Raw genomic sequence first — 24842 nt, forward strand, 5'->3', positions numbered from 1 at the left:
CAAGATGATGAGACCTTATTCTGAAGCGACGATAGCCTGGATCATCCTGACGGCCATGACCCTTTTCATGGCCCTGTTCGGACCGGACAACAGCCCAACAGGGCGCCCACAGCCTTCGTTCGCCGGCGGCTTCATTCTCCTTATCGCAATCTTCAAGGCGAGGCTCGTCGCGCTATATTTTATGGAGCTTCAAATTGCGCCGTTTCTATTGAGAGCCGCATTTGAACTTTGGATGATTGCTGTCGCCGCAGGCATGATCGGTGCATATTACTGGACCGTATTTTGATCATACCGACGAAGATGATGATCGGTGGAGCCAAACAATGTTTCTATTGCGGTCAACCGTTTGAAATAGTGGCCGAGCGCCAATTCGTCCGTTGTGCCGATTGCGCCGTGTAGTTGAATTGCGTTATGGGCGACAAATCTCGCCGCCTCATTAATAAGCGCCTTTGCCGAAGAAACCGCGCGTTTGCGCTCTTGTGGCGGCGCTGAAAGCTGTAACACAGCCTGAAGCGCAGCTGCGTCCGCCTGCTCGACCTCGATCAACATATCAGCAATCCGGTGCTGTATCGCCTGAAAATCCGAAATAGACCTGCCGAATTGGCGCCGCTCTTTCACAAACTCTACACTAGACTCATACATGACGCGCATCGCACCAGCGGCTTCAGCACAAAGGCCAGCTACAGCCTCGTCGATCGCAGCCTCGATAGTTTCGAGCGCCGCCCCCTCTTCTCCAAGGCGCGCATCCTCATCAACGGTGACGTTCTCGAAACTAATATCGGCCGCGCGACCGCCATCTACAGTTTTATAAGAGCGCATATCGATGCCGTCGCCGCAGGGATCAAGCATGAACAACGAAATTCCACCTTGGCTTGTCTGAGCGCCGTTTGTATGCGCGGAAACGATCAGGCGATCTGCAATCGGCGCTGCGAGGGTGAGAACTTTCTGACCGTTGAGAACGTATCCGCCGCCTTCACGCGACGCAGTGACCGCCACATTTGCGATGTCATAACGCGCCTGACGTTCCGCATGGGCGAAGGCGCATATCGAGTTACCCGCAATGAGCGCTTCAATTGCTTTATCAGCAACGGGGCCGCCAACCCGCCGCAGAATGCCGCCACACAGCACAACCGTTGGCAGATAAGGCTCGAGCGCAAGCACACGGCCAATCTCTTCCATAATGATCGCCGTTTCGACAGCGCCGAACCCGAGACCACCCTGACCTTCTTCGAAGCATGCACCAAGAACACCGAGATCATCGGCAAGCGCGCGCCATACTTCACGGGACCAGCCTTCGCCCGATAGCAGAATTTTCTGGCGTTTCTCGAAATCATAACAGTCAGAGAAGAACCGGCGCAGGGAATCCCTGAACATGAGCTGGGTTTCATTATAACTGAGATCCATTGAGGAACCCCCCTTACGCCTGCATCAAAAGCTTTTTCTCATTTCGCGCCATGCGCCGTCCAACATCGCCCTGTGTTCAGGCGGCGCAATTGCGATCAGGGCCTCTGCCCGCTCATCAGGTGAACGATTCCGAAGCTTCGCCGCTCCGTTTTGTGTGACAACGATATCTGCAAGATCGCGCGACAGGGATATCGTCGGCGCCGACAACTTTGGCACGATGCGCGTCACGCCCGCTCCGGTTGCGGCAGGCAAGGCAATGATGCTTCTTCCGCCGCAAGAGGAGAGCGCACCACGAATGAAGTCCGGCGCGCCGCCAACGCCGCTGACCAGCCGTGAACCTTTCCACTCAAGATTCGCTTGCCCGAAAAGATCAACTTCCAAAGCGGAGTTGATAGCTGTGAATTTTTCAATTCCGGCTAAAGACTTCGCATTATGCGTGTCGGTTACTGGTGCGAAAGAAAGCGCATCATAATCGTACAGGAATTCATAGAAACGGCGTGATCCAAAGGCGATTCCTGTTTTGTGGATATGATCCCGCGCGAGCGCGCCGCTTTTGGCAAGCGCCATGAAACCGTCATTGATGACGCCGGAATGGACTTTGAGATCGCGCTTCTCGGTTAGCGCCGATAACATGGCGCCCGGGACGCCGCCGATGCCGGTCTGTATCGTCGCGCCATTGGGAACGAGCGCAGAAATGTGGCCTGTAATATCTGCAATCGCCGCCGGCGTTTTACTGTCAGTGAAGTCGAGCAGCGGGTCTTCTGTTTCAACAATGATGTCCGCCTTATCTGCACTGACCTGCGGCGCGCCCGTCAAAAACGGCATAGAGCGGTTTGCGAGAAGAATGCGCTTTTTAGCCCGCGGCCAGATAACCGGCCCGAAGTCAGCCGCAATACCGAAGGACACATTGCCCTCGGCATTCACCGCAGATACGTGAAAAATCGCAATATCGAAGTCGAGCGACGCAAAATAGTCGGCTATTCCCGTATAGGACAGCGGCAGAGCGTGAACAGTCCCCTTCGCGAAGGAGTCGCGGAGCCCCGACGGCAGCAGGAATGTCGTCAGCTGGGCTTCCTCATGAAGCGCGGTATAATCAAAGTCATTCATGCCGGGAAGCAGGCAGCTGACAAAATGCACGCCCCGGCAACGATTACGGTTCTCCGCAAGGGCTGCACATAAAGACTGCGATTCCCCGCTGGCGCCCTGAACATAAATAAGCGCTCCAGGCCGCAGCGCCCTCAACAAAGGTTGGAAGGCATCCGTCATGGCCGTTCAAACACAGCCGCGATCCCCTGACCGCCGCCGATGCACATGGACTCAAGGCCAATGCGTGCATCGCGGCGCTGCATTTCATGGAGCATGGTTGTCATAATGCGTACCCCAGTGGCGCCAATCGGATGGCCGAGGGATATGCCAGACCCGTTGACGTTTAGCCGCTCCGTGCCCTCAACGCTCCAGCCTTTCATCACCGCCAGAACCTGAACCGCGAAAGCTTCATTGATTTCGATGAGGTCGATGTCGCCCCAGCCCAGACCGGTTTTTGCAAAAAGCCGTGCAACCGCCGGAACCGGGCCAATTCCCATGGTCGCCGGATGACACCCCGCCGCTGCCCAGCCTCTGAAATAAGCCAGGGGTTCAAGGTCAAGCTCTGCGAGCTTGTCTTGAGCGATGACAAGGCAAGCTGCTGCGGCGTCATTTTGCTGGCTTGCATTACCAGCCGTCACTGTTCCGCCCGGCGATAACGATCTTAGAGCGGAAAGGCTCTCGATTGACGCATCGGCGCGGACGCCTTCGTCGCGCGCAACGATAACCGGCTCGCCTTTGCGCTGCGGAACTTCGACGGGAACGATCTCTGCGTCAAACTTTCCCGCATTCCACGCCGCCGCTGCGCGATGGTGGCTTTGCACAGCGAATGCGTCGGCTGCTGCGCGGGAAATGTCATATTCTCTCGCTAGGTTTTCAGCGGTTTCGATCATGCCTGAAATCACGCCGAAACGCGCCTCGGGTTGCGATCGTTCGCGGCCACGATCGAGCCGGTCATAGAGCTTTACTGTACCGGCGCGCGCGCCGGCGCGCATGTCCGTTGAATAATATTCTATATTGCTCATACTCTCGACGCCGCCGGCAAGAACAACATCAGCGGCGCCCGTCTCAACCATCATTGCCGCGTTGGCGATCGCCTGCAGCCCGCCGCCGCATCGGCGGTCCACCTGACAACCTGCAACCTCCAGCGGCAGCCCGGCGGCCAGCGCCGCCCAACGGCCAATGCAAGGCGCCTCGCTATTCGCATAGCTTTGGGCGAAAACGATATCCTCGATCCGCACCGGATCGATCCCGCTTTTAACAATGACGGCTTCAATGATTTTTGCGGCGAGATCTTCGGCTTTCAAAGGAGCAAGCCCGCCGAGAAATTTTCCAACCGGCGTTCGAAGCGGAGAGACGATAGCGGCGCGACGCATGACGTTCTCCCTTTCTAAAACGATTTCGGCAAACCAAGCACATGGGTGGCCACATGGCTCAGGATGAGGTTTGTGCTGATGGGCGCGACCTGATATAGCCGCGTCTCGCGGAATTTACGCTCGATGTCGTACTCCTCGGCGAAACCGAAACCGCCATGGGTCTGCACGCACATGTCGGCCGCCGCCCATGATGCTTCTGACGCAAGCATTTTCGCCATATTCGCTTCGGCGCCGCAGGGCTCGCCATTGTCAAAAAGCGCAGCGGCCTTCGCCACCATTTCCGCTGCCGCCGTAAGCTGCACATAGGCGCGCGCGATGGGAAACTGGACCGCCTGATTTTCACCGATGGCGCGGCCAAATACAGAACGGTCCTTCGCATAAGCAGTTGCGCGATCAATAAAAAATCGCCCATCCCCGATACATTCGCTGGCGATCAAAATGCGCTCGGCATTCATACCGTCGATGATGTAGCGAAAACCCCTATCCTGTTCGCCGACAAGATTATCGGCCGGAACTTCAAGGTCATCGAAGAAAAGTTCGGTCGTCGCATGATTGAGCATGGTGCGGATCGGCCGAATAGTCAGTCCTTTTCCAACCGCCTCGCGCAAATCGATAAGAAGCACGCTCATGCCGTCCGTGGGCTTCGACGCTTCTTCGCGCCGCGTTGTGCGCGCAAGGAGAATCATGAGGTCGCTATGTTCTGCGCGGGAAATCCAGATCTTCTGCCCGTTGACGACATATTTATCGCCTTTACGTTTGGCGAAAGTGCGAATACGTGTTGTGTCTGTGCCGCTTGTAGGCTCGGTTACGCCGAACGCCTGAAGCCGTAACTCGCCGCTCGCGATCCCCGGCAGATAACGTTCTTTCTGTTGCACTGAGCCATGTCGCAAGAGCGTGCCCATCGTATACATCTGCGCATGGCATGCGCCGCCATTGCAGCCGCTGCGGTGAATTTCTTCGAGGATCGCCGCGGCGGCGCGCAACCCCATGCCGGAACCGCCAAACTCTTCGGGGATCAGCACGGAGAGAAAACCTGCTTCCGTCAGCGTTTTTACAAAATCCATGGGATATGCGCGCTCGCGATCTAACGCCTGCCAGTAAGCCCCCGGAAAATCTGCGCAGAGGCGGCGAACCGACTCGCGAATTTCTGGAAAATCAGTTTCGTTCGACATGATCTTTTCCGGCGCCTTTTTTAAAAAACAGTATTACGTGCCCGCTCTTCAGCGGTATTCAAAATAGCCGTTATTCAGCACTACCGCATCACGCTCTTTGGCTTTTGAACGGAACGACGCTTTGCCATCGCCTTCCTTCCATATCTCCGTATGGATCGTCTCACCGGGATAGACAGGCGCTGTGAAACGCACATCCAAACGCTTGAACCGCGACGCATCGCCCCCGCACAATTTCAACAAAAGCGACAAGCCAGCGGCACCATAAGTGCTAAGGCCGTGCAGGATAGGGCGCTCAAAGCCGGCAGATTCTGCAACGATAGGGTCGGCGTGCAGTGGATTAAAATCGCCCGACAACCGGTAAATCAGCGCCTGATCGATCGCTGTCGTCATATCATCGCTAGTGTCGCAGGGCCTTTCTTCAGGAAGGAGATGAGGCGAAGGCGGTTTTCGGACAGAACCGCCACACCCGCCATCCCCGCGTAAAAAAGACGTCCGCCGCTCGATCGCCAAAAGCCGCCCGCTAGCACGATCGACAATGTCTCGCCGTGAATGCAGCAGCGCGCCTTTTCCCGGCCCCTTGTCATACACTTCTTCAATTGCAAGCCGCCCGACAACCTCACCGGCGGATGGTAACGGTTCTATGATCTCAATGGAATGTTCGCCGTGTAGAACGCGCTTCCAATCAACATCATATTGCGGTTCTTTCAGCCAGAAGCCAGGCCATGCGAGCGCCGCAGCCATTGTCGGCAAGGCCTGAAGACCCTCTTCATAGACAAACGGCAGCGATTCATGGATTGGCCGCAGCCCGGCGCCGACGCCGAGCGCGTAAAGAATCGTGTCGCAGGCATCGTAAGTTTGAACTGTCTCACGCGGTTCCAGCGCCATCATCTGTTCATATGGAATCATCTTCGCCCCCTACCCGCCGATTGTGCGGCCTGTGGGCCAGTAACGCTGGCGCAGTTCGCGCTTGTTCAGCTTACCGAGCGGCGTACGGCCAAGATCATCTGTGAACCTGTAGGCGCGTGGCGCTTTATAGCCAGCGAGCTTTTCTCGGCAAAAGATGTCAAGCTCTTCTTGGTCGGGAGGGGAAAGCGGGTTTGACGGAACGATGAGCGCCATCACTTCCTCGCCCATATCCGCGTTGGGCGCGCCGATAACCGCAACATCAAGAATGTCCGGCCGGGTGATGAGCACCTGCTCGATTTCCGCCGGATAGATATTGACCCCGCCGCTCACAATCATGTCCGAAACGCGGTCGGTGATGAAGACGTAGCCTTCGTCGTCCACATATCCAACCTCGCCAAGCGTGAACAGACCAGGCTCTCTATGCGCCGCCGCCGTTTTTTTCGCATCGTTGTAATAGACGATCCCACGACCGGTGGTGTCGCGGAAATAAAGCTGGCCCTCTTCGTTGGCGCCAAGAATTTTTCCTTCATCGGAGATCACTACCGGCTCGAAAGGCGGCAGCGTGCGGCCGACTGAACCCGGTTTTTTCAACCATTCCTCCGAATTGATCATGTTGGTCGGTCCGGATTCTGTTCCGCCGTAAGATTCAAACAGCACCGGCCCCCACCATTCGATCATACGGTGCTTGACGTCACGCGGACAGGCCGCGCCTGTATGCGCAACCAGGCGCAAGCTGGAGTGGTCGTATTTTAACCGTACAGCTTCCGGCAGCGCCAGCAGACGCTGAAAATGAGTCGGCACCATGACGGTGCGTGTGACACTAAACCTCTCAATATTTTCAAGCGTTTTTTCAGCGTCAAATCTGTCCATGCTGACCAGCGCGCCGCCCCCAGCAAGAATACGCGTTAGGCGCAACGGACCTGTGTGATAAAGTGGGCCGACAGCGAGACTCGCCCCGCCGGGACCCGCCGCGACCTCCTTGCGCAAGGCGTCAAACAGCGCCTCAACAGTCTCCCTTAACGGAAACATGTTGGGCGGCGTTTCGGCGGCTTTTGGCTTTCCGGTCGTGCCGGATGTGTAATGCAGGTGAGGTTGAGGCTGCATATGTGCCGGCGGTTCGTCGGCGCTGCTTTCGGCCAGCCAGTCCTCCCAGCTGAGAACGCCTTCCCTTTCCGGCAATCTCCAGCCAACAACTGTAGACGCGCCGGCGAGCCTCGCGGCTTCGGCGCCTTTTTCCGCTGTTTCAGGTCCGACAAACAATAAATCCACATCCGCATCATCTAGAATGTAGGCGGCTTCTTCAGGCGTCAGATGATAATTAACCGGGACGCTGGAAACGCCGGCGGCAAGACAAGCAACATAAGCGATCGCCGTTTCGACGCTGTTGGCCGCATAGACCGCCACCCGTTTTTCCGGTCTGCGCCCGGCCGCCATAATCGCGTTCGTCGCGCGGTTCAAAATGATGTCGAGTTCGCACCAAAGATATGTCACGCGCTCATCTGCAAGCGCGAGCGCACCAAGCTCCTCTTGCGTTTTTCCCGTTGCCGCCAGCGACATGGATCAGCTCCCCGCAGCTTCGAGAATGACGACTGCGGACAGCCCCGGGGCGCCATAAACCTGGCTGTAAGCCAAGCGCGCTTTTTCGACCTGGCGCGCTCCTGCGCGGCGCCGCAGTTGTTCAAGATTCTCGTAAATCTGCCGCAAGCCGGAGGCGCCCACAGGCTCCCCGCACGCTATGCAGCCGCCATCCGTGTTGACAGGAAGCTTGCCGCCAATATGAGTCGCCCGCTCTGCAAGCCATTCATCCTGCTCTCCGTCGGCGCAAAAGCCGTTCTCCGCCATATGCATGATCTCGGCCCCCGAATCTGTGTCCTGCAATTGCGCGACATCGATATCCTCCGGTCCAACGCCCGCCATTTCGTATGCAGCCTTAGAAGCAAGCACTGTCGGCGCCGGATCACGCTTAAGCGCAAGCGATGGGCTGAAAACCTCGAACGAACCTTCAAGTCGGGTGCGGATCGTCGCCGCGCGAAGTTTGGGCCCCTTGGCGCCAAGCGCGCGCATTTTTTTGTCCGAAGCAACAATCATCGCCGCAGCGCCTTCGCCGGGCGCGCAGAACATGAACTTGGTCAGTGGATCGGAGACCATCGGCCCATTGAGGATTGCATCGAGAGAAACCGGTTCTTTTCGCCAACTGTGCGGCGCTAACGCGCCATTAATGAAAGCTTTTTCGGCGACAAGCCCCAGGCTTTCCTGCAAAACGCCATACTCATACATGTAACGCTGAATCTTCATAGCGAAGAACTGTGTCGTCAGCATCATTCCCGTTTCGCCATACCAGAGTGGCAGGCCGGCGGATTCAGGGTCTGCATTGAAGGCACCGCGTGGATGCTTGTCGAAACCAACGACAACGCCGAGATCATAGTCTCCGGATTTAACGGCCCAATAGGCGGCGAGAAGCGCAGAACCGCCGGTCGCACAACCATTAGCGACATTTACGAACGGCGCGCCGGTAAGCCCCAGCCTTGGCAACACCGCATCCGCCTTGCCCGACGCAACCGAACCGCCAAAAGCGAACTCCATGTCCTTCCATGCAAGGCCGGCGTCCGCCAGCGCCTGGCGAATGGCGAAGACGCCTTGATCAAAACCGGAGGCGCCGTCGGTTCGGCCAAAAGGATGAATGCCGCCGCCAATGAGATGAACCTCGGTCACGTGTGCCGCTCCCCATCAATGGGAGCGAACGCAAATGTCGTCACTGCCTTTCCATCTGAATCTGTGCGATAGACGTCAGCGACAAGCCGCATGGGCATCCCGATATAAAGCTGGGAAACATCAGCAGCCACGATACGCGATTCAATGATCGCCTCGCCGGGAAGCTCCACATAACCGACTGCATAAGGCTTGAAATCGGTCTCGTCGCCATCGCCGTTGAACGGCGATTTCGGTCGGAAGCGCTGAACCGTATAGGACCAGAGCGTGCCCTCATTTCCCAAAAGGACTTCTTTGACGTCTTCTCTCTCGGCAGTTGGAAAAGGAAAAAGGATTTTTCTATCGCTTTTACGCCATCCCGCAACAAGACGAAGACCGTCAGATCCGGCCCGAAATAAATTTTCTGCAACAGCTCTTTCAGTCATTGCGCCCTCACCCGCCCAGCGCAATACGCGCAAGTAAGTTACGTTGAATTTCACTGGAGCCGCCAAAGATTGTCGCGGCGCGCGCATTCAGATATTTGGCAGTTACGGTCACGCCATAGTCCGGCCCAATGCCCGGCGCGTTGGAACCCGGCTGTAACGCCGCATTCTGATCGGCAAGCGCATAGGGACCGAGCATTTCAAGAGCAAGCTGCGCCGCTTTTTGTTTCAGCTCGGATGCGCGCAGTTTCAACATGGATGCAGCAAACCCGCCGACCGACTGTCCTGTCGACAACGCCGATAAAACTCGCCGCTGCGAAAACTCGAGCGTCGTCGCCTCTATCTCAACCTTGGCAAAGCGCAGGCGGAAAGCTTCATCGTCCCAGACGGTTCCGTCGCCACAAGGTTCAAGCTTCGCGCACTCTTTTATCTTCGCCAGATTTCCCAATATGCGCGCCGCTGAAAAGCCGCCGCCGCGCTCGAATTCAAGCAGATATTTTGCAACGCGCCACCCGTCATTTTCTTCGCCAACACGATTTTCGACCGGCACTCTCACATCATCAAAGAAGACCTGATTGACTTCATGCTCCCCTGACATGCTGATGATCGGACGCACCGTTATGCCGGGACTATCAAGCGGCGCAAGCAAGAACGTGATTCCCGCCTGTGGCTTGCCTTCGCTGGACGTGCGTACAAGGAGAAAAATCCAGTTTGCCCATTGCGCATGGGTCGTCCAGATTTTTGTGCCATTAAGCACATAATGATCACCGTCCCGGACAGCTTTACATTGCAACGCCGCAAGGTCCGATCCTGCTTGCGGCTCGGAATAGCCCTGACACCAGTAATGCTCGCCCGAGAGAATACGCGGCAGGAAAAATTCTTTCTGCTGTTGCGATCCATATCCGATGATGACCGGCCCGCACATTTGCAGGCCCATCGCCGGCAGCACAGGCGCGCCTGCAACGGCGCATTCGGACTCATAAATATAACGCTGCACCAGCGTCCAGCCCGGCCCGCCATATTCGGACGGCCATGCAGGCGCCACCCACCCTTTCCGAAAAAGCCTTTGATGCCATTCCCTTGCAAGACCAGCTTCCGCGAAAACGCCGGCTTGGCGCGCCGCTTGCTCAAGCAGGTCAAGCGTGAATTCAGCCTCCAGAAAGGATCTGACCTTTCGCCTGAAGGCTTCGTCTTCGCTGGAAAGGGTCAAATCCATCTCAACGCTCATCCACGGGGCGCGTTATTTTCCGCCGGAATGCAAAGCTTCCGCCATATGCCGGTCGAGCACTTTATGGAAATGACGGATGCGCGCCTCCAACTCGCTCAGATAGACCCCATCCGTAGACTGCGATTGCATGCCGCGCTGCACCGACCATACATTCGAAGCATCCTGATTGAGCGCAAGTCCGAGATCAGTTTCGCTCGCTTTCGAGAATGTGTATTCCGGCAATGGCGGCTTTTTACCTTCCGGAACGTGAGACAAATAGATCACGTCATAAAAACTCTTGTTCACATCATCCGGATGCGGCCGGTGGCGGAAAATCAAGAAGTTTTCAGCAAACACATTGAACTGAGTGTTCGGAAAACACATGACGTGAAGGTCGTCAGTCAACTCCGCATCGCTAAGATTACGGTATGGCAAGAATGGAAACTGGTCCTGTTGTTCGCGTTTCTTGAGCTGCACAGCTTTGCGAACATCATCTGCCGTACCTTTGAACTCACTCGGATCGACAGCACAAGCCGAGAGCAGCTCGTCATCAGAGCCTGCCGCCTTGCCTGTTCCGTCAAGAACCGCCTCGCGCGGGTCCATATATTGCGCCAGCAATTTGGGGATGCGGTTGCGATCACCGAGGCGCGGGCTCGGGACGCCGTAAGGCACGGCGAAAAAGCTGTGACGCTCGTAACACTCGATTCTTACATTGTAGTCATCGATTACAGATAACAATTGCGGGTGCGTCGCCGCTACATGATAGGTTTCGTTGAATGCGTCGACGCCTACTTTCCAGTTGCAATCCCATTCGACGGTCATGTCCTGCATGACGGTCATTCGCTCCGGTTCATATCTGTCGAGCATTGCGGGAAGCGGATGAAGAAACTCTAGCAGCGGCGGCGCTTTCGGGTCCATGCACACAAACACAAATCCGCCCCAGCTGTCGCATTTCAGTTCATTGAGCTTGAGCGCGCAATCGTCGGGGAGGCCCGGAAAGGTTTCGCGATCGGGAATCTTCTTAAGGTCGCCCGTATTCTTCCATTCCCACATATGATAGCTGCATGAGAAAGAAGCCGCATTACCAGAACGTTTGTTGCGAACAAGCATGTTGTTGCGATGGCGGCACACATTGAAGAAGGCGCGAATTGCACCATCGGCACCGTGAGAAACAATGATCGACTCGCGCCCAAGTTCCAATATGTAAAAATCACCCGGGTTCGCCACATGGTCGACCCGGCAAGCGAATTGCCACGTCTTTGCAAAGACGGCCTGCCATTCCTTGTCGGCAAAAGACGGCGAAATGTAGCGCTCGACATCCAGCATGACGGAGCTGTTTTCTTCCGGCGCGCCATTGCCGATCACCTCGCGCTTGACCTCATGCGACGCTTTTAACAGTTCAACCATTTCCCGCCTCTCTTTGCCTCTGTGCGGCGCGCTTCGCGCCATATTCCGTTATCCATTCACGCGCCGGGTAAGACCGCCATCGACGATCAGATTCTGACCCGTGACAAACTGGGCTCGCGGACTTGCTAAAAACAGAATGCAATTGGCGACTTCCTCGGTCGTCGCCATGCGTCCCATCGGATTTTCTGCAAGCATGTTTTCATAAAGCTCGGGCATTGCGGCTTTAAGGCCGTCCCATGCGCCTCCCGGCTCATAAACATTACCCGGCGAAACCATATTGATACGTACGCCGTCATGGGCGAGTTGCAGGGCCATGGTCTTGGTGTAATTCACGAGCGCCGCCTTCACGGCGCCATAAGGCTGCTCGCCGCCAAATGCTGCAATTGCCAATGGCGATGCTTCGCTCGAGGCTGTGCTGCCGATCAAAACCACAGATGCTGCATCCGACTTTTGCAGCCAGGGAAGGCACTGCCGGACAAGCCGGACAGAACTCATCACGTCAGCTTCAAAGCTCGCAGCCCAAGCTTCATCACCCGGCATCATCGACATGGCGCTGACTGTCGAGACCACGATATCGACGCCGCCCCAGTCACGCTCGATTGCATCGAACGCATGGCTCATTTCTTCAGGTTTTGCGGCATCAGCCGTAAATGTCAGCACATCCACGGGCGACAATTCACGCTGAACTTTTTCCAGATCTCCTGCCGATCTGCCGCAAATGGCAATCTGCGCGCCTTCTTCCGCAAAAGCTCGCGCCGCAGCCAGACCAATACCACGGCTGCCGCCGACTATCAGCACACGACGGTTTTTAAGCTGCAAGTCCATGGGTTCACTCCCTGCACGACATTGACGCCTGCCGCCCTCCCGGCCATTTGATGCAGGAGTTTGTAAAATTATACTTATTAGTATATTATCTTAACTGATGGTATGTCGCCGTCAAGGCCGCTGCGGCAGGCAAAGACTGCGACGAAATGGCGGGAATTCAGGCGTTTTTTGCGCTTTCAGCAGAGCCCGCCCGCGCGCGTCGATTACGAAGCCAGCCTTTGATCAACATGCCCGGCATGGCGAGCAGAGTTTTCAGAGACAGCAACCGAAAACCTTCAGCCATATCTTCCGGTTTCACCATGATCGTCATGGCCATTGTCTTCATCATCTTGCCGCGGACCATGACTTTGCCGTCTGCGTGCTCAATCGACGTAACAGACATGACTTCAACGCCATCTTTTGAATAGAGCTTCATGACTTCCTGCTACCCGACGACTTTTTCAAAATCGAGACCCAACTCTTCCATAATGACTGGCATGGCCGCGCGCGCCGCACCGTTGACGCCGGGACCGGGATGCGTGCTGGCGCCGCACATATAGAGCTTGTTGACCGGGGTTTTATAGCCCCAACCGGCGATTGGCCGGTTGCCGAGGGACTGGTGGATAAAGCTGCCAATATGCATCAGGTCGCCTTTTGGCATCGCCCAGTTATATTGCTCCAGTTCATAGGGACTCTTCGCCCAGCTCGCGATAATGTTGTCATCGCCCATATTCGTGGTCTGGCGGCGGATCGCCTTCAAGCTATCCTGAATATAGTCTTCCTTGATGTTGTCCCATTCGGCGGGACCTTTGCCGCGCACATTATAGGGCGCGTAATTGTAGTTATAGAGGATGTGTTTGCCGTCTGGGGCGCGCGTCTGATCGAATACAGTGGGCACGATCAATAGGGGAATATCCGCTGTCGGCGCGCCCCGCCGCAAGTCATCGAAGACCTTCAGATAGTCGTCCATCTTTTTGGGAGAGAACTCGACAAAGGCCGCCGCCGTATCGTCGATATCAGCCTTGTATTTTGGTGCCTCATTCATGGCGAGTTCGATATGAAACGGAAAATATTCCGAATGTTCAGCGCGTTCCACACGCCGCCGATAAATCTCAGGCGCCGCCTCATCGCCGATCAATTCAGGCATCTGTTTTATGTTGAGCGCTGAAATGACCGCCTTGCGCGCCGTCAGCGTCTCGCCGTCATCGAGAACTACGCCATCGCAATCGCCGCCGGAAATGCTGAGGCGTTTTACAGTCGCAGAAGTGCGAACTTCGCCCCCAAGGTCTTCGAGACAGGCGCGGATTGCCTCGCTGATCGCGCCCGAGCCGCCTTCAGGCAGGCAAAGCCCGTATTTCCGCACCAGCGCAAAATACCAGAACATGGCAATTCCCGACCCCTTCGTATGAGGCGAGATCATGCCTTCCGAGGTAACGCGAGACGATGCAATTCGCATTTCTTCGGATTCGAACCAGTCACAGGCGATGTCAAGCTGGCTGACGCTGAATGCGCGGAGAACCTCTTGTCCGAATTCGCTTTCTTCAAGCAGCATCGCCATGTGACCGGACGAAGGCGGCGGCGCAAACATGCCCATGGACATGAAATCGAATGCGCTGTCGACAAAATCGCAGAACTTCCGGAACGACTCCGCATCATGCTCCGAATATTGAGCGATGCCTTCGCAGGTCCGGTCAAGATCGCGATAGAATGCGATATAGCTGTCATCGGGAAAGAGTACGGTCGTCGCTGTTTCGGGATAGAGATATTTCAACCCGTATTTTGAGATAAGGTTCAACTCGTCATTGGCGATGAGCGGATTAGGCTGGATCAGCATGTGGCCGATGGAACAAACGTCATGCCGGAAACCGGGGACCGTCAGCTCGCGCGTAACGGCGCCGCCGCCGACAAAGGGCTGGCGCTCTAATACGCAAACGCTCATGCCCGCTTTCGCCATATAGGCGCCCGCAAGCAAGCCGTTATGCCCGCCACCAAGAACGATCACATCGTAAGTTTTCGACATAAGTCGCGCGCCTCCCAAACGCCATTCGCCAGCGCCCCCGGCGGCGTCATTGTCGGGCGCAATTGTCAACCATGATAGGGGCAATCGCCCGCCCCCAAATCTTGTTTTTATTGCTTGTTGCCTATCATTCTTTTTGGTATTTCTCAATACTATCAAGTATGTTTTATAGGAAAACAAGCTTCATGCTCTCTAAACCGGAGAAAGCGTTGCGGTTTTTCGCCCGGCGCTAGAGCGCCGGCCAAACAAAGGGGACATAGACATGTCGTCAGGGAAGGAAAGATCCGCCGCCGTCATCACAGGCGCGGCGCGCGGCGTCGGCGCGGCAGCCGCCCGCCGTTTTTCTGACGCCGGTCACGACGTCATTCTTCTTGATATTGATGACGCTGGCGTAGCCGTCGCTGAAGAAGTCGGCGGAACATTCTACAAACATAACGTCTCCAGCGCCGCGGACTGGGCTGCGTTGGAAAAGCAGATGAGAGACAAACACGCCCCGCTTCAATCCCTTGTCAATAATGCTGCGATCGAAGGCCGTTTTGATTTCGCTGACATTCCACTCGAAAAATGGAATCAGACTTTAAGCGTCAATCTGACCGGCGCCTTCCTTGGAAGCCAGTTCGGCGTGCGAATGATGCGCGCGCATAGCGTCGACCTGCCCTGCGCCATTGTCAATGTCGCTTCCATCGGCGCTCACATGACGCTGGCGACGGATGCGCCTTATTCGGCGTCAAAAGGCGGGCTCATCTCGCTCACCAAGTCCGTTGCGACTTATTGCGGACTGAAGCGGCTAGGCATTCGCTGCAATGTTATTTCCCCGGGCGCCATCAAAACCGAGATGATGGCGCAATTTATCGCAACTTCGCCCGATCCCGCCGCGACAGAAAAAGCCCTCTCAGCTTTGCAGCCCGTCGGCTATATGGCGACCCCCGCAAATATCGCCAACCTGATCCACTATCTGACGACAGAGCAATCCGAATTTGTCACCGGCGCTGAAATTGTCATCGATGGCGGCGCCATGTCCTCGGCAAATATGTAAGAGCCGCCATCAGAACGGATCATAATTAAAGACGCTGGCCGACGAGCCAAGGTCAGTTGTAAAGGACGCAATCTTGGGAAACGCTTGGTCGATGAGGGAAGAAGGAGTCCAGCCTTCCGCCGCAGCGACCGACTGAACCGGCCTCGGCTGACTGAAGAGGACAACCTCATTGCCGCGCGCGGCAAAAATCTGCCCGGTAATCTGCGCCGCGCCGGGGGCCGCCAACGCTACGGTCAGTTGCGCCACCTGATCGGCGCGCATGCCCGTGCGAAACCGCTCCACACGTTGCGCCGAAGCTTCGTCCTTTACCGGAATACTCGCGACCATCCGCGTCCAGGCGAAAGGCGCAATAATATTTGAGCGCACGTTTTTCGATTGTCCTTCCATGGCGATGATGCGCGACAGTCCCGCGACACCGAGTTTCGCCGCGCCGTAATTCGCCTGACCGATATTACCGATAAGACCAGTGGTCGACGTAAAGAGCACATAAGCGCCGTCCTGCTGATTTCGAAAATGCTCTACCGTGGCGCGGCAGACATTGAAAGCACCGCGAAGATGCACCTCGATTACGGCGTCCCAGTCGTCTTCGGACATTTTGTGAAACATACCGTCGCGCAAAATGCCTGCCGGATTGATGACCGCATGAAGCCCGCCAAAGACGTCGAGCGCTTGCTCCACCATCTGCTTAACGGACGCCATGTCACTTATGGACTGGAGATTGGCGATCCCCTCCCCGCCGGCCTTGCAAATTTCCGCGGCAACTTCTTCCGCCGGATGCTCGCCGCCTGCATCCGCGCCCGTCAGTGAGGCGCCAAGATCGTTGACCACAACCTTTGCGCCTTCGCGCGCCGCGAGGAGTGCGCATTCTCGTCCGATCCCGCGCCCGCCGCCGGTAACGAGAACCACCTTGCCATCCAATACGCCCATGAGAGTCTCCCGAACTTTACCGGCCTGAAAATTTCGGCGCGCGCTTTTCCGTAAAAGCCGTCACGCCTTCCTGATAGTCCGCGCTTCGGCCAAGTCTTCCCTGATAATCGCGCTCACAATCTAGCTGCTCGTCAAGACTGCGGGTGACGCTTTCGCGCATCGCTTCACGCGTAGAAATGAGACCCAATGTCGGCGCCGCCGCAAGACGCGCAGCCAGGTCATCGATGGCGGCTTCAAAGGCGCCATCATCAACGGCGCGCCAGATCATGCCCCATGCTTCCGCCGTCTCCGCTGAAATGCTTTCACCGAGCATAGCGAGACCCATTGCGCGCGACATGCCGATCGTCCGGGGCAGCGTGAGCGTCGCGCCGCCATCAGGCACAAGCCCGATCTTGCCGAAAGAATAGGCGAACTTTGCAGATTTTTTTGCAACGACATAATCGCAAGCCAGCGGCAACGTTGCACCGAGCCCCGCCGCCACGCCATTGACGGCGCAGAGCACCGGCACAGGCATCGTCACAAGGCGGCGTATCAGCGGATTGCAGCGCTTTTCCAAAGACTCAGACAGATCCGGCGGCGGATCGCCAGGCGCGCGCTTGCGTTCGGAAAGATCCTGCCCCGCGCAAAACCCGCGGCCTGCACCTGTAACCACCAACACGCGCGCATTCGAGGCCGCCACCTCATCCAACGCAGCCGTCACTTCGCCAAACATTACTGCAGTGAATGCGTTCAGCCGATCCGGACGGTTGAATGTCAGTCGCGCGATGTCGCAATCTTTGGTGAGAATTATGGTCCTATAATCACTCATGGCGAACCTGAACAACGCCGAGATAGTCAACAGACGCTTCGGCGTTTTCCCACAACGTGCGCGCGACCGGAAGTTCATGTTCTTCGTTGAGATGACCTATCAGTCCCGCACACCGGCTTAGGACGGAAAAGCCGCGCATGATGTGTACAGGGACGTCAATTTCGCACAGCAAAGCCGCAATCGCAGACGTCGCATTGATGGTCAGATGCCTGCCGTAAACCTCGTCAACTTCCTTTGAAAACTGTTTGAGCGCGGCAATGTATTTGCCGGAATGGCCGGCCTCCGCCGCCACTTCAAACAAACGCGCCGGTCGCGGATCATCAGGTTTATGAAATGGATGGCCGAAGCCAGGCAACAGCAGCTTCTCCTTGCGGTGACGCTCGGCTTCGGCGCGTGCGGCCGCTTCTACGCCTTCCGGCGCCTCAACGATCCGCCGCAATAAATGCGCCGCAGCTTCGGTCGTTCCGACAAACTTGCCGCCAACGCCAAGAAGGCCTGCTGCGATCGCCGCTTGGGTTGCTTCGGGCGAAGACATCGCAATGAGTCTCGCGACGATGACGCTTGGGGTGAATCCATGCTCCATCAGCGTCACCAGCACAGCATCGAGGATTTTCACTTCACCTTCAGTCGGATGGCGTCCGAAAATCTGAAAGTAGAGCATCTGCGTAAAAGACACCTTCCCGATAAGGTCGTCCACAAGGTTCGCGTCACGCACATAGATCGCAGTTTCCGAGTGAGTCGCAATCCGGCTTTTGGGGCGTTCTTTTTCCTGTGCCATGTTTATGCTTTCTGTACTTCGCAACGCGAGTCACTTGGTGGCAAGTGTCAAATGACACCGTCTTTGCGTAGCTGCTCAATCTCGGATGGCGCCATGTCCAGAAGCTCGCCTAACAGGTCTTTCGTGTGCTGGCCCAGCAGTGGCGGCATCACTGGCCGCACGGCGCCGCTGCGAAACTTCAGCGGATTGCCAAGCAACATCATAGTCTCGCCATCCTGCGCCTTCACGGGAAAAGCCATCTCGCGCGCAACCGCCTGCGGTGATGAGACCGCTTCGCCGACGGAATTGAGCGGCGCCGCGGGCACCTTTTCTTTAACGAGGCGCGCCATCCAGTAATCGCGCGGTTGCATCGCCAACTGCATTTCTATCAACGCAACAAGCGCGTCCCGGTTTTTCACGCGGTCACGATTAAGCGCGAAACGCGGATCGTCTATGAGCTCAGGCTTTTCAATCGCCGCGCAGAACCCTGGCCAGAAAGGATCGCCATAAACGGCTACGACGAGGGGGCCCGTTGCGGTTGGGAACGCCTGATAGGGCGCGACGTTGGGATGCGCGTCGCCCTCCGGCTGCGGCTCCTCACCCGAAAGCCAGAAAAAATGTGCGTGGTAATTCACGAAACTCATCTGCACATCCATCATGGAAATATCGATGGCTTCGCCTTCGCCTGTCTGTGCGCGCCGGAAGAGCGCCGCAGAAATGGCCAGCGCCGCAAAAACACCGCCGCCAAGATCACCGATGGGCACGCCCATCTTGACCGGCTTTTCTCCCGGCCAACCGGTCAGGCTCATACAGCCGCCAACAGCCTGGGCAATGAGGTCATAAGCCGCCCAATCTTTCCACGGGCCGTTCTGGCCGAAGCCTGTTACAGACGCGAGAATGATTTTGGAATTGGCGTCACGCAACGTTTCATAATCGAGACCAAGCCGCGACATGACGCCGGGACGCATGTTTTCAAGTACGACGTCGGACTTGCGTACTAGATCGAGAAAGACTTCGCGCCCTTTTTTTGCACGCAAGTCCAGCGTCAGGCTTTTCTTACATGCGTTGCCGCCAAGATAATGCGCCGACATGCCGTCTGCGCCGTATTTTGAAAGTCCGCGCATGGGGTCGCCCTTGCCCGGCTCCTCAACTTTGATCACATCGGCGCCGAGGTAACCAAGCAATTGACCAGCATAAGGCCCCGCCATGAAACGCGACAGGTCGAGAACACGCACGCCCTGAAGCGGCCCGGCAAAGGCAGGTGATGAAACGTCAGCCGCCATGATCAGGCCTTGTCGTCGTCAAGTTTATCGAGCGGAAAGTCCGCCATGCGCGCCAGATCTTCGAGGGGAATATCGATCCCGTTATCGACCCAGTATTTCTGTACGCGGCGCAGGGTTCGGGCTGATGCGTTACGTTTCAACACTTCTTTCGCCGCCGGCGGCAGGCGATCGAGGTCGCCGCGCGACCAGGCGTCGCCCCAGCAAATGCGCAGCCGCAAGGGATGAATATCGCGTGTGTCCGCCACCACATGAACGAGCGATGGCTTGCCTGACGCAAAGGCGCGATCAAGAGCCGGTGTGATTTCGTCCGGTTCGACGCAATGTTCCGTATGGCAACCGAGTTCCTTGAACATCCGATCATAACGGATGTCATGCGTATTATCCCATGACCCCATTTCGGGATAAAACTCGTCATGACCGGCGGCGACTGTCGACCATGAGTTATTGTTCATAAGGACAATGACTGCCGGAAGATTGTAGCGGAGCAGCGTTTCCATATCCATGGCGCTGATGCCAAAGCCGCCATCGCCCATCAGGGCAAGGACTTGCCGGCCCGGACGCGCGATCTGCGCGCCGACGGCCATGCCGATGCCGTGCCCGACTGGCTGATGCAGGCCCGCATCGAGGATCTGACTTGCATATTTCGATTCTAGCTTGTCGGTCAGAAAACTGGTCGCCGTGAAAGAATCGAAAATCACCGTCGACTGATCGTCAAGCACATCGGCGATGCTTGCGCCGAGCACATGGGGGTGAATAAGCTCACCTTTCCGCGCCCGCCAACTATCGACAGCTTCCCCCTGCCGCAATTTAAACTTCTCCCGCGCGGCGCCGAGCGTATTGAGCCATTCCTCCCGGGCAGGCGGGGTCGGCGACAAGGCTTTCGCCACAGTCAACATCTGACTCAATACCGGGCCGGCGGCGCCGACAACAGCGATCTCTGTAGGTAGTCCCGGCCAGACTTCATTGGCGCATTCGGCGATTTGAATATAGCGCACGTCGCGGCGCCATTCAGGCGGTTCGAACCATTCTTCCAGATAAGAGGCGCGCATGCCGATGAGACAGATCACGTCCGCATTGCGGAACAGCGCACCACGATAGCCACCGGTAAAGGCAAGCGAATGATTTTCTGCAACGGCGCCACGCGCCGTGCGCCGTGTGTGGACGGGAATTGCGAGCTGCTCGGCAACATCCTTTAAGGCTTTCATGCCGTCGGACCAGTAAACGCCATCGCCGGCAATCAACAGCGGGCGTTTCGCATCACGGAGCATCGCGACAACACGTTCAATTTCCTGCGGATCGCCGAATGGAAGGCTTGGCGACGGCGTCTTCGCGGCGGGCTCATATTTCAACTGACGGTCAGGTCCTTTGGCGTTGAGCGCGTTGCGCGGAAATTCGAGCACCACCGGCCCCGGCGGATACTGAACGGATTCCGTCAGCGCCTTTTTCGTCCAGTATGCGTGCATGTTCCAGTCAAGGCAGCGATGCGTCCATTTTGAAAACGGCTTCAGCACATCTGCTGCATACCCTTCCTGGATCGTATTCACGCCGTCGCCCGTCGTTCCATGCTGTCCATTCAACAGCACGACAGGACTAAGCGCGCTCTGCGCCTGCGCTATAGGGGAAACGAGGTTAGTGAATCCCGGCGCCGAAGAGCTGAAGCAAATCCCCGGCTTCTTCAAGCATCTTGCATATGCGTCGGCTGCAAATCCCGCCGATTGTTCATGGCGAAAATGATACATTTTCACGCCGCGCTGCGAGGCCGCTTCAATAGCGAGCCCGATCGAGCCGTAAATACCGAAAGTCGCTTCGACGCCGGCCTCTTTCAGCGTTCGCCCGATAACCTCGCCACCGAAAGTTTCATTGCTTTCCGCCGGCTTTTTACTTTCCTTGCTCACGCCCTAGCTCCCGAACGGCTGCATCCCGCAGCCTTTGCAATACTGATGGCAAGACAAACCCAACACCAAAAAGGCGTTGCAAGAATAATCCTCTGGTTACGAGAAACGATCTGGATTAAAAGTTGTCAGATCTTTCGGCTTGATGCCGTTTTCTTCGCAATGTTTGAGATATGTCGTCATTGCGAAGTCGCAATTCATCGCGCCGAGTTGCGTCCCGTTTTCGTCATAGAAAAAAGACTCCCCCTGCACGATGTTCACAGCGAGAACATCGTGGTCCGGAAGGATGATCGGCTGATGCTCCGAACCGGCGACTTCGTAAACGACGCTGCCCGGTCCGGCCGTCCAGTCATGCTCGGCGTATTTCCAATAGCCGGCGACGGTGTAAACAATCACCTGCCCGGTGTGATAATGCCGGGGCAATTTTACGCCCGCCTTGTTTTTGGCGAGGAGAACAATCTCGCCCTTAACCGGGTTGATATGAAAATATTTCAGCGCAACGGAACCATCGAGATCAAATGGAATCCAGGGCGTGTCTTCGTCATTCAGGCAAATTGCTTCCGCCGGGTCGAGTTTCAGCATCGTGTTCTCCCTGCGGCAGGCCTTATCGGCGCGCCGTCGTGATTATACCGTTTAGTATATTATTCGACAGAATAGAATAATTGCAACTGATTTAGGCCAAAGACCCGAAAATAGCCCATAGGCTCGCCGCTAGATCTTGCGAGCAACGAATTCCCGCATGATTTCAGAGGAACCGCCGTAAATCCGGCGGCTTCGCGCGTCCACGAAAAGACGGGCAATGGGATACTCCATCATGTAGCCATAGCCGCCATGAAGCTGCAGGCATCTGTCGAGGCTGCGCCACTCCATTTCGGCAAGCCATAGCTTCGCCATGGCCGCCGCTTCCGGGGTGAGCGTGTTCCGGAGCATCTGCGACAGGCACTGATCAAGAAACGCCCGCCCCACCGCAAGATCGGTGTTGATTTCGGCGAGCGCATGTTTGCATGTCTGAAAATCAAAAACAGCCTGATCGAAAACGCTTCGTTGCTTCACGTAGCTGACGGTTTCTTCATATGCGCGAAGGGCGGATGTATGAGCCCTGATGGCGATATTAAGCCGTTCTCGCGGCAGTTCTTCCATCATGATCGCAAACCCGGCGCCTTCTTCGCCGAGCAGACATTGCTGCGGCACGCGGAGATCATCGAAAAAAAGCTCAACTGTACCCGAAGCGCGCTGGCCGATTTTCTCCAGCGTCTTTCCTCGCCGAAAGCCTGGAAGCCGCGTATCGACCGCAATCAGGCTAATGCCTTTCGCGCCGGCTTCGGGGTTGGTCTTGCAGGCGACAACGACAAGATCGGCGTCGAGCCCGTTTGTGATAAAGGTCTTGGCGCCGTTAAGGACGTAATGATCGCCGTCCCGGACAGCGCGCGTTTTGATGGCTTTCAGATCGCTGCCCGCCCCCGGCTCGGTCATGGCGATGGAGGTCAGGCATTCCCCGGTCACCATTTTCGGCAACCATTCCTGCTTCAATTCCTCTGCAGCATGCCCTAGCAAATAGTAAGCGACGATGTCGGAATGAGCGGAGAATGCGACGCTGCCGCCGCCGATCGCGTAGCCGATCTCTTCCGCCACAATGACATTGTAGAGAAAATCTCCCCCGGCCCCGCCATAGGTCTCCGGTATGCTGGGACACAGCAGCCCAAGCTCTCCCGCCTGCAGCCATAGCTCGCGCGGAACCTGTTCTTTGCGCTCCCATTCTGCGCTGAAAGGCTCCACCGCCTCCCGGAAAAAACGGCGCACCGTTTCCCGGAAAAGCTCGTGCTCCTCGCTGAAAATTGACGATTGCACCGGCTCCGGGCTCCATGATCTGCGGGCGTGACAAAACCAGCGCCAGCAAGAAGCCGCCGCCGATTATACCGTACTGTACATAATTATTCTATTTGGTACAATGCCCGTAAAATAGCCCAGGCCTTAACGTTTCCCCGGGCGGGCAGGCGATTGCGACCCGACCAGCGCCATGGCGCAACCGGTCAGTTCCTTGGCGATAAAATCATGATCTTTCTGTTTGTAGTTCGGCATCCATTGGTAAATCCAGATCACCATGCCCATCAGCGCGTTCACCGTGATCTCAACATCGCCGAACTTAAAATACCCTTGATTCCGGCCTTCTTCGAGAAGGCTCGCGATACTCTTTATCCATTCACGACGGATGCGGCGCACTTCGCCCAATTTTCGTTCGGGAAGATTATGTTCTTCGTTGTAGAATACGGAAAGCAGCTTCCAATGCTCGCAAGCCGTTTCAACGAACTGGCGGACGATATTGTAATATTTCACATCCGGCGTTTCCGGGCCTTGCAATATCTTTTGGGCGTCTTTTGCAACAACCTCTTCCGCATGGGCGAAAACACCTGTCAGAAGATCAGCCTTGCTTTTGAACCGGTAATAAATGAACGGCTTGGTCACGCCCAGTTCATCGGCAATCATATCGATGGACGTGCCGCGATATCCGTTTTTGTGAAACAGCTCGATTGCGGTATCGATCACCGCTTTCCATTTCAGATCGCTGACTTGCTCCTTGATAGAGCCCTGTTTCGCTTTGGCCTTCATGACCCCCCGCGCCCGTAAAAGAAACTATTGATTCTAAACCGGTTTTTATACCTTTCGAGTAGTAAGAACAACAAGGCGGTATGAAATCATTCGCCACACCCTATGATGCTGCAAAAGAAGCCGCCCGAAGCGCCATTCGGGCGTCCGACTGGCGGTGGCACCCCATAAAGTGGAGGCGTATTTGACCGAAAAGCCGCATAACTGGATCGGAAAAAGCCAGTCGCGCGCCGACATCACCGCGTCCGGCCCTTTGAAGCGGCTTGCGGCTCTCCTCGATCATGAAGCGCCGCCATGGCCGCAAGGCGAGGTTCCGCCTCTGGCTCATTGGCTTTATTTTCTACCTGACGAGCGCCTGTCAGACCTCGATGCAGACGGCCATCCTCGCCGGGGCGGATTTCTGCCGCCCTCCCCGCACTCACGACGCATGTGGGCTGGCGGGCAGGTTGAGTTTGTCGCCCCTCTAACCGTCGGCGTGAATATTGTACGAAAATCCATGATACAGGATGTGAGCGTCAAGAACGGCTCCCAAGGCGAGATGCTGATCGTCAAGGTCGCTCATGACGTTTTTGCCGGAGAGACGCCGGTCATTCGTGAGGTTCAGAATCTGATCTACCTTAACCCGGCGCCGCAAAGCGAAAAACCTGAGCGTGAAGCGTCGTCGGCCGAAACCAAGTCCTTCATACACAAACGGCGGCATGTGGCGAGCACAGTTGAGCTTTTCCGGTTTTCGGCGCTGACCTTCAACAGCCATCGCATTCATTATGATCAGGCCTATGCGCAGGGTGTTGAGCATTATCCGGGGCTGGTCGTGCACGGGCCGTATTCTGCGACCCTGCTGATGGATTTCTTTCTGCAGAATTTCCCTGGGCGCTGCATCAAAAGTTTTGGGTTTCGCGCCAAAAGCCCGCTTTTTTCTGACCAGCCTTTCGATCTTCACATTGACGGGTCGGGCCCCAATTACAGTTTATGGATTTGCAATGACAAAGGCGTTGAGACTATGTCGGCGTCCATTCAGGCGGACTGAA

Annotated in this window: 24 protein-coding genes; 3 read left to right on the plus strand and 21 right to left on the minus strand. The window is 56.4% G+C overall.

The genetic code is table 11. The annotated features are described in order from the left end of the window. The first annotated feature begins 4 nt into the window (after window positions 1-4). A complete protein-coding gene (locus ACFOOP_RS01350) occupies window positions 5-286 on the plus strand; it encodes a cytochrome C oxidase subunit IV family protein (RefSeq protein ID WP_379878958.1) in 282 nt (93 codons plus the stop codon). On the opposite strand, the gene ACFOOP_RS01355 is transcribed toward ACFOOP_RS01350, so the two are convergent. The 13 genes from ACFOOP_RS01355 to ACFOOP_RS01415 form a co-directional block, all read right to left on the minus strand. Continuing rightward, complete coding sequence (locus ACFOOP_RS01355; protein ID WP_379878960.1) at window positions 268-1404, minus strand: acyl-CoA dehydrogenase family protein; 1137 nt, start codon at window positions 1402-1404, stop codon at window positions 268-270. The genes ACFOOP_RS01350 and ACFOOP_RS01355 overlap by 19 nt on opposite strands. A gap of 24 nt (window positions 1405-1428) precedes the next feature. Next, the gene (locus ACFOOP_RS01360; protein ID WP_379878962.1) at window positions 1429-2511 is read right to left on the minus strand and encodes an acetyl-CoA hydrolase/transferase family protein; all 1083 of its coding nucleotides are present in this window, start codon (window positions 2509-2511) and stop codon (window positions 1429-1431) included. A gap of 155 nt (window positions 2512-2666) precedes the next feature. After that, complete coding sequence (locus tag ACFOOP_RS01365; protein ID WP_379878964.1) at window positions 2667-3863, minus strand: acetyl-CoA C-acetyltransferase; 1197 nt, start codon at window positions 3861-3863, stop codon at window positions 2667-2669. Between the two features lie 14 nt (window positions 3864-3877). Then, a complete protein-coding gene (locus tag ACFOOP_RS01370; RefSeq protein ID WP_379878966.1) occupies window positions 3878-5035 on the minus strand; it encodes an acyl-CoA dehydrogenase family protein in 1158 nt (385 codons plus the stop codon). Between the two features lie 48 nt (window positions 5036-5083). Continuing rightward, a complete protein-coding gene (locus tag ACFOOP_RS01375; protein ID WP_379878968.1) occupies window positions 5084-5941 on the minus strand; it encodes a MaoC/PaaZ C-terminal domain-containing protein in 858 nt (285 codons plus the stop codon). A 9-nt stretch (window positions 5942-5950) separates the two neighbouring features. Then, window positions 5951-7498, minus strand: coding sequence for an AMP-binding protein (locus ACFOOP_RS01380; protein ID WP_379878970.1), 1548 nt, complete (start codon window positions 7496-7498; stop codon window positions 5951-5953). Between the two features lie 3 nt (window positions 7499-7501). Then, the gene (locus ACFOOP_RS01385; RefSeq protein WP_379878972.1) at window positions 7502-8653 is read right to left on the minus strand and encodes a thiolase family protein; all 1152 of its coding nucleotides are present in this window, start codon (window positions 8651-8653) and stop codon (window positions 7502-7504) included. Then, window positions 8650-8934: a Zn-ribbon domain-containing OB-fold protein gene (locus tag ACFOOP_RS01390; protein ID WP_379878974.1), complete on the minus strand. Its 285-nt coding sequence runs from the start codon at window positions 8932-8934 to the stop codon at window positions 8650-8652. Before ACFOOP_RS01390 ends, ACFOOP_RS01385 begins: the two co-directional genes overlap by 4 nt. A gap of 148 nt (window positions 8935-9082) precedes the next feature. After that, complete coding sequence (locus ACFOOP_RS01395; RefSeq protein WP_379878976.1) at window positions 9083-10288, minus strand: acyl-CoA dehydrogenase family protein; 1206 nt, start codon at window positions 10286-10288, stop codon at window positions 9083-9085. Window positions 10289-10312: 24 nt separating this feature from the next. Beyond that, the gene (locus tag ACFOOP_RS01400; RefSeq protein WP_379878978.1) at window positions 10313-11686 is read right to left on the minus strand and encodes an aromatic ring-hydroxylating oxygenase subunit alpha; all 1374 of its coding nucleotides are present in this window, start codon (window positions 11684-11686) and stop codon (window positions 10313-10315) included. A gap of 48 nt (window positions 11687-11734) precedes the next feature. Beyond that, window positions 11735-12511 (minus strand): SDR family NAD(P)-dependent oxidoreductase, encoded by a 777-nt coding sequence (locus ACFOOP_RS01405; RefSeq protein WP_379878980.1) that lies wholly within the window; start codon window positions 12509-12511, stop codon window positions 11735-11737. Window positions 12512-12668: 157 nt separating this feature from the next. Continuing rightward, window positions 12669-12926, minus strand: coding sequence for a hypothetical protein (locus ACFOOP_RS01410; protein ID WP_379878982.1), 258 nt, complete (start codon window positions 12924-12926; stop codon window positions 12669-12671). Window positions 12927-12935: 9 nt separating this feature from the next. Further along, complete coding sequence (locus ACFOOP_RS01415; protein WP_379878984.1) at window positions 12936-14510, minus strand: phytoene desaturase family protein; 1575 nt, start codon at window positions 14508-14510, stop codon at window positions 12936-12938. 259 nt (window positions 14511-14769) lie between these two features. On the opposite strand from ACFOOP_RS01415, the gene ACFOOP_RS01420 reads away from it, so the two are divergent. Then, window positions 14770-15543, plus strand: a complete 774-nt coding sequence (locus ACFOOP_RS01420; protein WP_379878986.1) for an SDR family NAD(P)-dependent oxidoreductase — start codon at window positions 14770-14772, stop codon at window positions 15541-15543. A 9-nt stretch (window positions 15544-15552) separates the two neighbouring features. Here the strand turns inward: ACFOOP_RS01420 and ACFOOP_RS01425 are convergent, their stop codons facing one another. The 8 genes from ACFOOP_RS01425 to ACFOOP_RS01460 all read right to left on the minus strand — a co-directional run bounded on the left by ACFOOP_RS01425 (window position 15553) and on the right by ACFOOP_RS01460 (window position 23817). Then, a complete protein-coding gene (locus ACFOOP_RS01425) occupies window positions 15553-16470 on the minus strand; it encodes an SDR family NAD(P)-dependent oxidoreductase (RefSeq protein WP_379878988.1) in 918 nt (305 codons plus the stop codon). A gap of 16 nt (window positions 16471-16486) precedes the next feature. Continuing rightward, window positions 16487-17278 (minus strand): 2-(1,2-epoxy-1,2-dihydrophenyl)acetyl-CoA isomerase PaaG, encoded by a 792-nt coding sequence (gene paaG, locus ACFOOP_RS01430; protein ID WP_379878990.1) that lies wholly within the window; start codon window positions 17276-17278, stop codon window positions 16487-16489. Beyond that, entirely contained in the window at window positions 17271-18056 is a 786-nt protein-coding gene (locus ACFOOP_RS01435; protein ID WP_379878992.1) for a citryl-CoA lyase, read from the minus strand. Before ACFOOP_RS01435 ends, paaG begins: the two co-directional genes overlap by 8 nt. 47 nt (window positions 18057-18103) lie before the next feature. Continuing rightward, window positions 18104-19318, minus strand: coding sequence for a CaiB/BaiF CoA transferase family protein (locus tag ACFOOP_RS01440; protein WP_379878994.1), 1215 nt, complete (start codon window positions 19316-19318; stop codon window positions 18104-18106). Between the two features lie 2 nt (window positions 19319-19320). Then, window positions 19321-21213 (minus strand): thiamine pyrophosphate-binding protein, encoded by a 1893-nt coding sequence (locus ACFOOP_RS01445; RefSeq protein ID WP_379878996.1) that lies wholly within the window; start codon window positions 21211-21213, stop codon window positions 19321-19323. A 96-nt stretch (window positions 21214-21309) separates the two neighbouring features. Next, window positions 21310-21792 (minus strand): 2,4'-dihydroxyacetophenone dioxygenase family protein, encoded by a 483-nt coding sequence (locus tag ACFOOP_RS01450; RefSeq protein WP_379878998.1) that lies wholly within the window; start codon window positions 21790-21792, stop codon window positions 21310-21312. Window positions 21793-21921: 129 nt separating this feature from the next. After that, complete coding sequence (locus ACFOOP_RS01455; protein WP_379879000.1) at window positions 21922-23058, minus strand: acyl-CoA dehydrogenase family protein; 1137 nt, start codon at window positions 23056-23058, stop codon at window positions 21922-21924. A gap of 123 nt (window positions 23059-23181) precedes the next feature. Further along, window positions 23182-23817: a TetR/AcrR family transcriptional regulator gene (locus ACFOOP_RS01460; RefSeq protein WP_379879002.1), complete on the minus strand. Its 636-nt coding sequence runs from the start codon at window positions 23815-23817 to the stop codon at window positions 23182-23184. A gap of 181 nt (window positions 23818-23998) precedes the next feature. On the opposite strand from ACFOOP_RS01460, the gene ACFOOP_RS01465 reads away from it, so the two are divergent. Beyond that, entirely contained in the window at window positions 23999-24841 is an 843-nt protein-coding gene (locus tag ACFOOP_RS01465) for an HTD2 family dehydratase (protein WP_379879004.1), read from the plus strand. Window position 24842 lies beyond the last annotated feature (1 nt).

This window comes from Hyphococcus aureus (genome assembly GCF_042643165.1).
Taxonomy (GTDB): domain Bacteria; phylum Pseudomonadota; class Alphaproteobacteria; order Caulobacterales; family Parvularculaceae; genus Hyphococcus; species Hyphococcus aureus.

Excerpts from the sequence above, each read along its gene's own strand:
- ACFOOP_RS01350 (WP_379878958.1), top strand. The coding sequence starts at position 5 with ATGATGAGACCTTATTCTGAAGCGACGATAGCCTGGATCATCCTGACG.
- ACFOOP_RS01355 (WP_379878960.1), bottom strand. The coding sequence starts at position 1,404 with ATGGATCTCAGTTATAATGAAACCCAGCTCATGTTCAGGGATTCCCTG.
- ACFOOP_RS01360 (WP_379878962.1), bottom strand. The coding sequence starts at position 2,511 with ATGAATGACTTTGATTATACCGCGCTTCATGAGGAAGCCCAGCTGACG.
- ACFOOP_RS01365 (WP_379878964.1), bottom strand. The coding sequence starts at position 3,863 with ATGCGTCGCGCCGCTATCGTCTCTCCGCTTCGAACGCCGGTTGGAAAA.
- ACFOOP_RS01370 (WP_379878966.1), bottom strand. The coding sequence starts at position 5,035 with ATGTCGAACGAAACTGATTTTCCAGAAATTCGCGAGTCGGTTCGCCGC.
- ACFOOP_RS01375 (WP_379878968.1), bottom strand. The coding sequence starts at position 5,941 with ATGATTCCATATGAACAGATGATGGCGCTGGAACCGCGTGAGACAGTT.
- ACFOOP_RS01380 (WP_379878970.1), bottom strand. The coding sequence starts at position 7,498 with ATGTCGCTGGCGGCAACGGGAAAAACGCAAGAGGAGCTTGGTGCGCTC.
- ACFOOP_RS01395 (WP_379878976.1), bottom strand. The coding sequence starts at position 10,288 with ATGGATTTGACCCTTTCCAGCGAAGACGAAGCCTTCAGGCGAAAGGTC.
- ACFOOP_RS01400 (WP_379878978.1), bottom strand. The coding sequence starts at position 11,686 with ATGGTTGAACTGTTAAAAGCGTCGCATGAGGTCAAGCGCGAGGTGATC.
- ACFOOP_RS01405 (WP_379878980.1), bottom strand. The coding sequence starts at position 12,511 with ATGGACTTGCAGCTTAAAAACCGTCGTGTGCTGATAGTCGGCGGCAGC.
- ACFOOP_RS01410 (WP_379878982.1), bottom strand. The coding sequence starts at position 12,926 with ATGAAGCTCTATTCAAAAGATGGCGTTGAAGTCATGTCTGTTACGTCG.
- ACFOOP_RS01415 (WP_379878984.1), bottom strand. The coding sequence starts at position 14,510 with ATGTCGAAAACTTACGATGTGATCGTTCTTGGTGGCGGGCATAACGGC.
- ACFOOP_RS01420 (WP_379878986.1), top strand. The coding sequence starts at position 14,770 with ATGTCGTCAGGGAAGGAAAGATCCGCCGCCGTCATCACAGGCGCGGCG.
- ACFOOP_RS01425 (WP_379878988.1), bottom strand. The coding sequence starts at position 16,470 with ATGGGCGTATTGGATGGCAAGGTGGTTCTCGTTACCGGCGGCGGGCGC.
- paaG (WP_379878990.1), bottom strand. The coding sequence starts at position 17,278 with ATGAGTGATTATAGGACCATAATTCTCACCAAAGATTGCGACATCGCG.
- ACFOOP_RS01435 (WP_379878992.1), bottom strand. The coding sequence starts at position 18,056 with ATGGCACAGGAAAAAGAACGCCCCAAAAGCCGGATTGCGACTCACTCG.
- ACFOOP_RS01440 (WP_379878994.1), bottom strand. The coding sequence starts at position 19,318 with ATGGCGGCTGACGTTTCATCACCTGCCTTTGCCGGGCCGCTTCAGGGC.
- ACFOOP_RS01450 (WP_379878998.1), bottom strand. The coding sequence starts at position 21,792 with ATGCTGAAACTCGACCCGGCGGAAGCAATTTGCCTGAATGACGAAGAC.
- ACFOOP_RS01460 (WP_379879002.1), bottom strand. The coding sequence starts at position 23,817 with ATGAAGGCCAAAGCGAAACAGGGCTCTATCAAGGAGCAAGTCAGCGAT.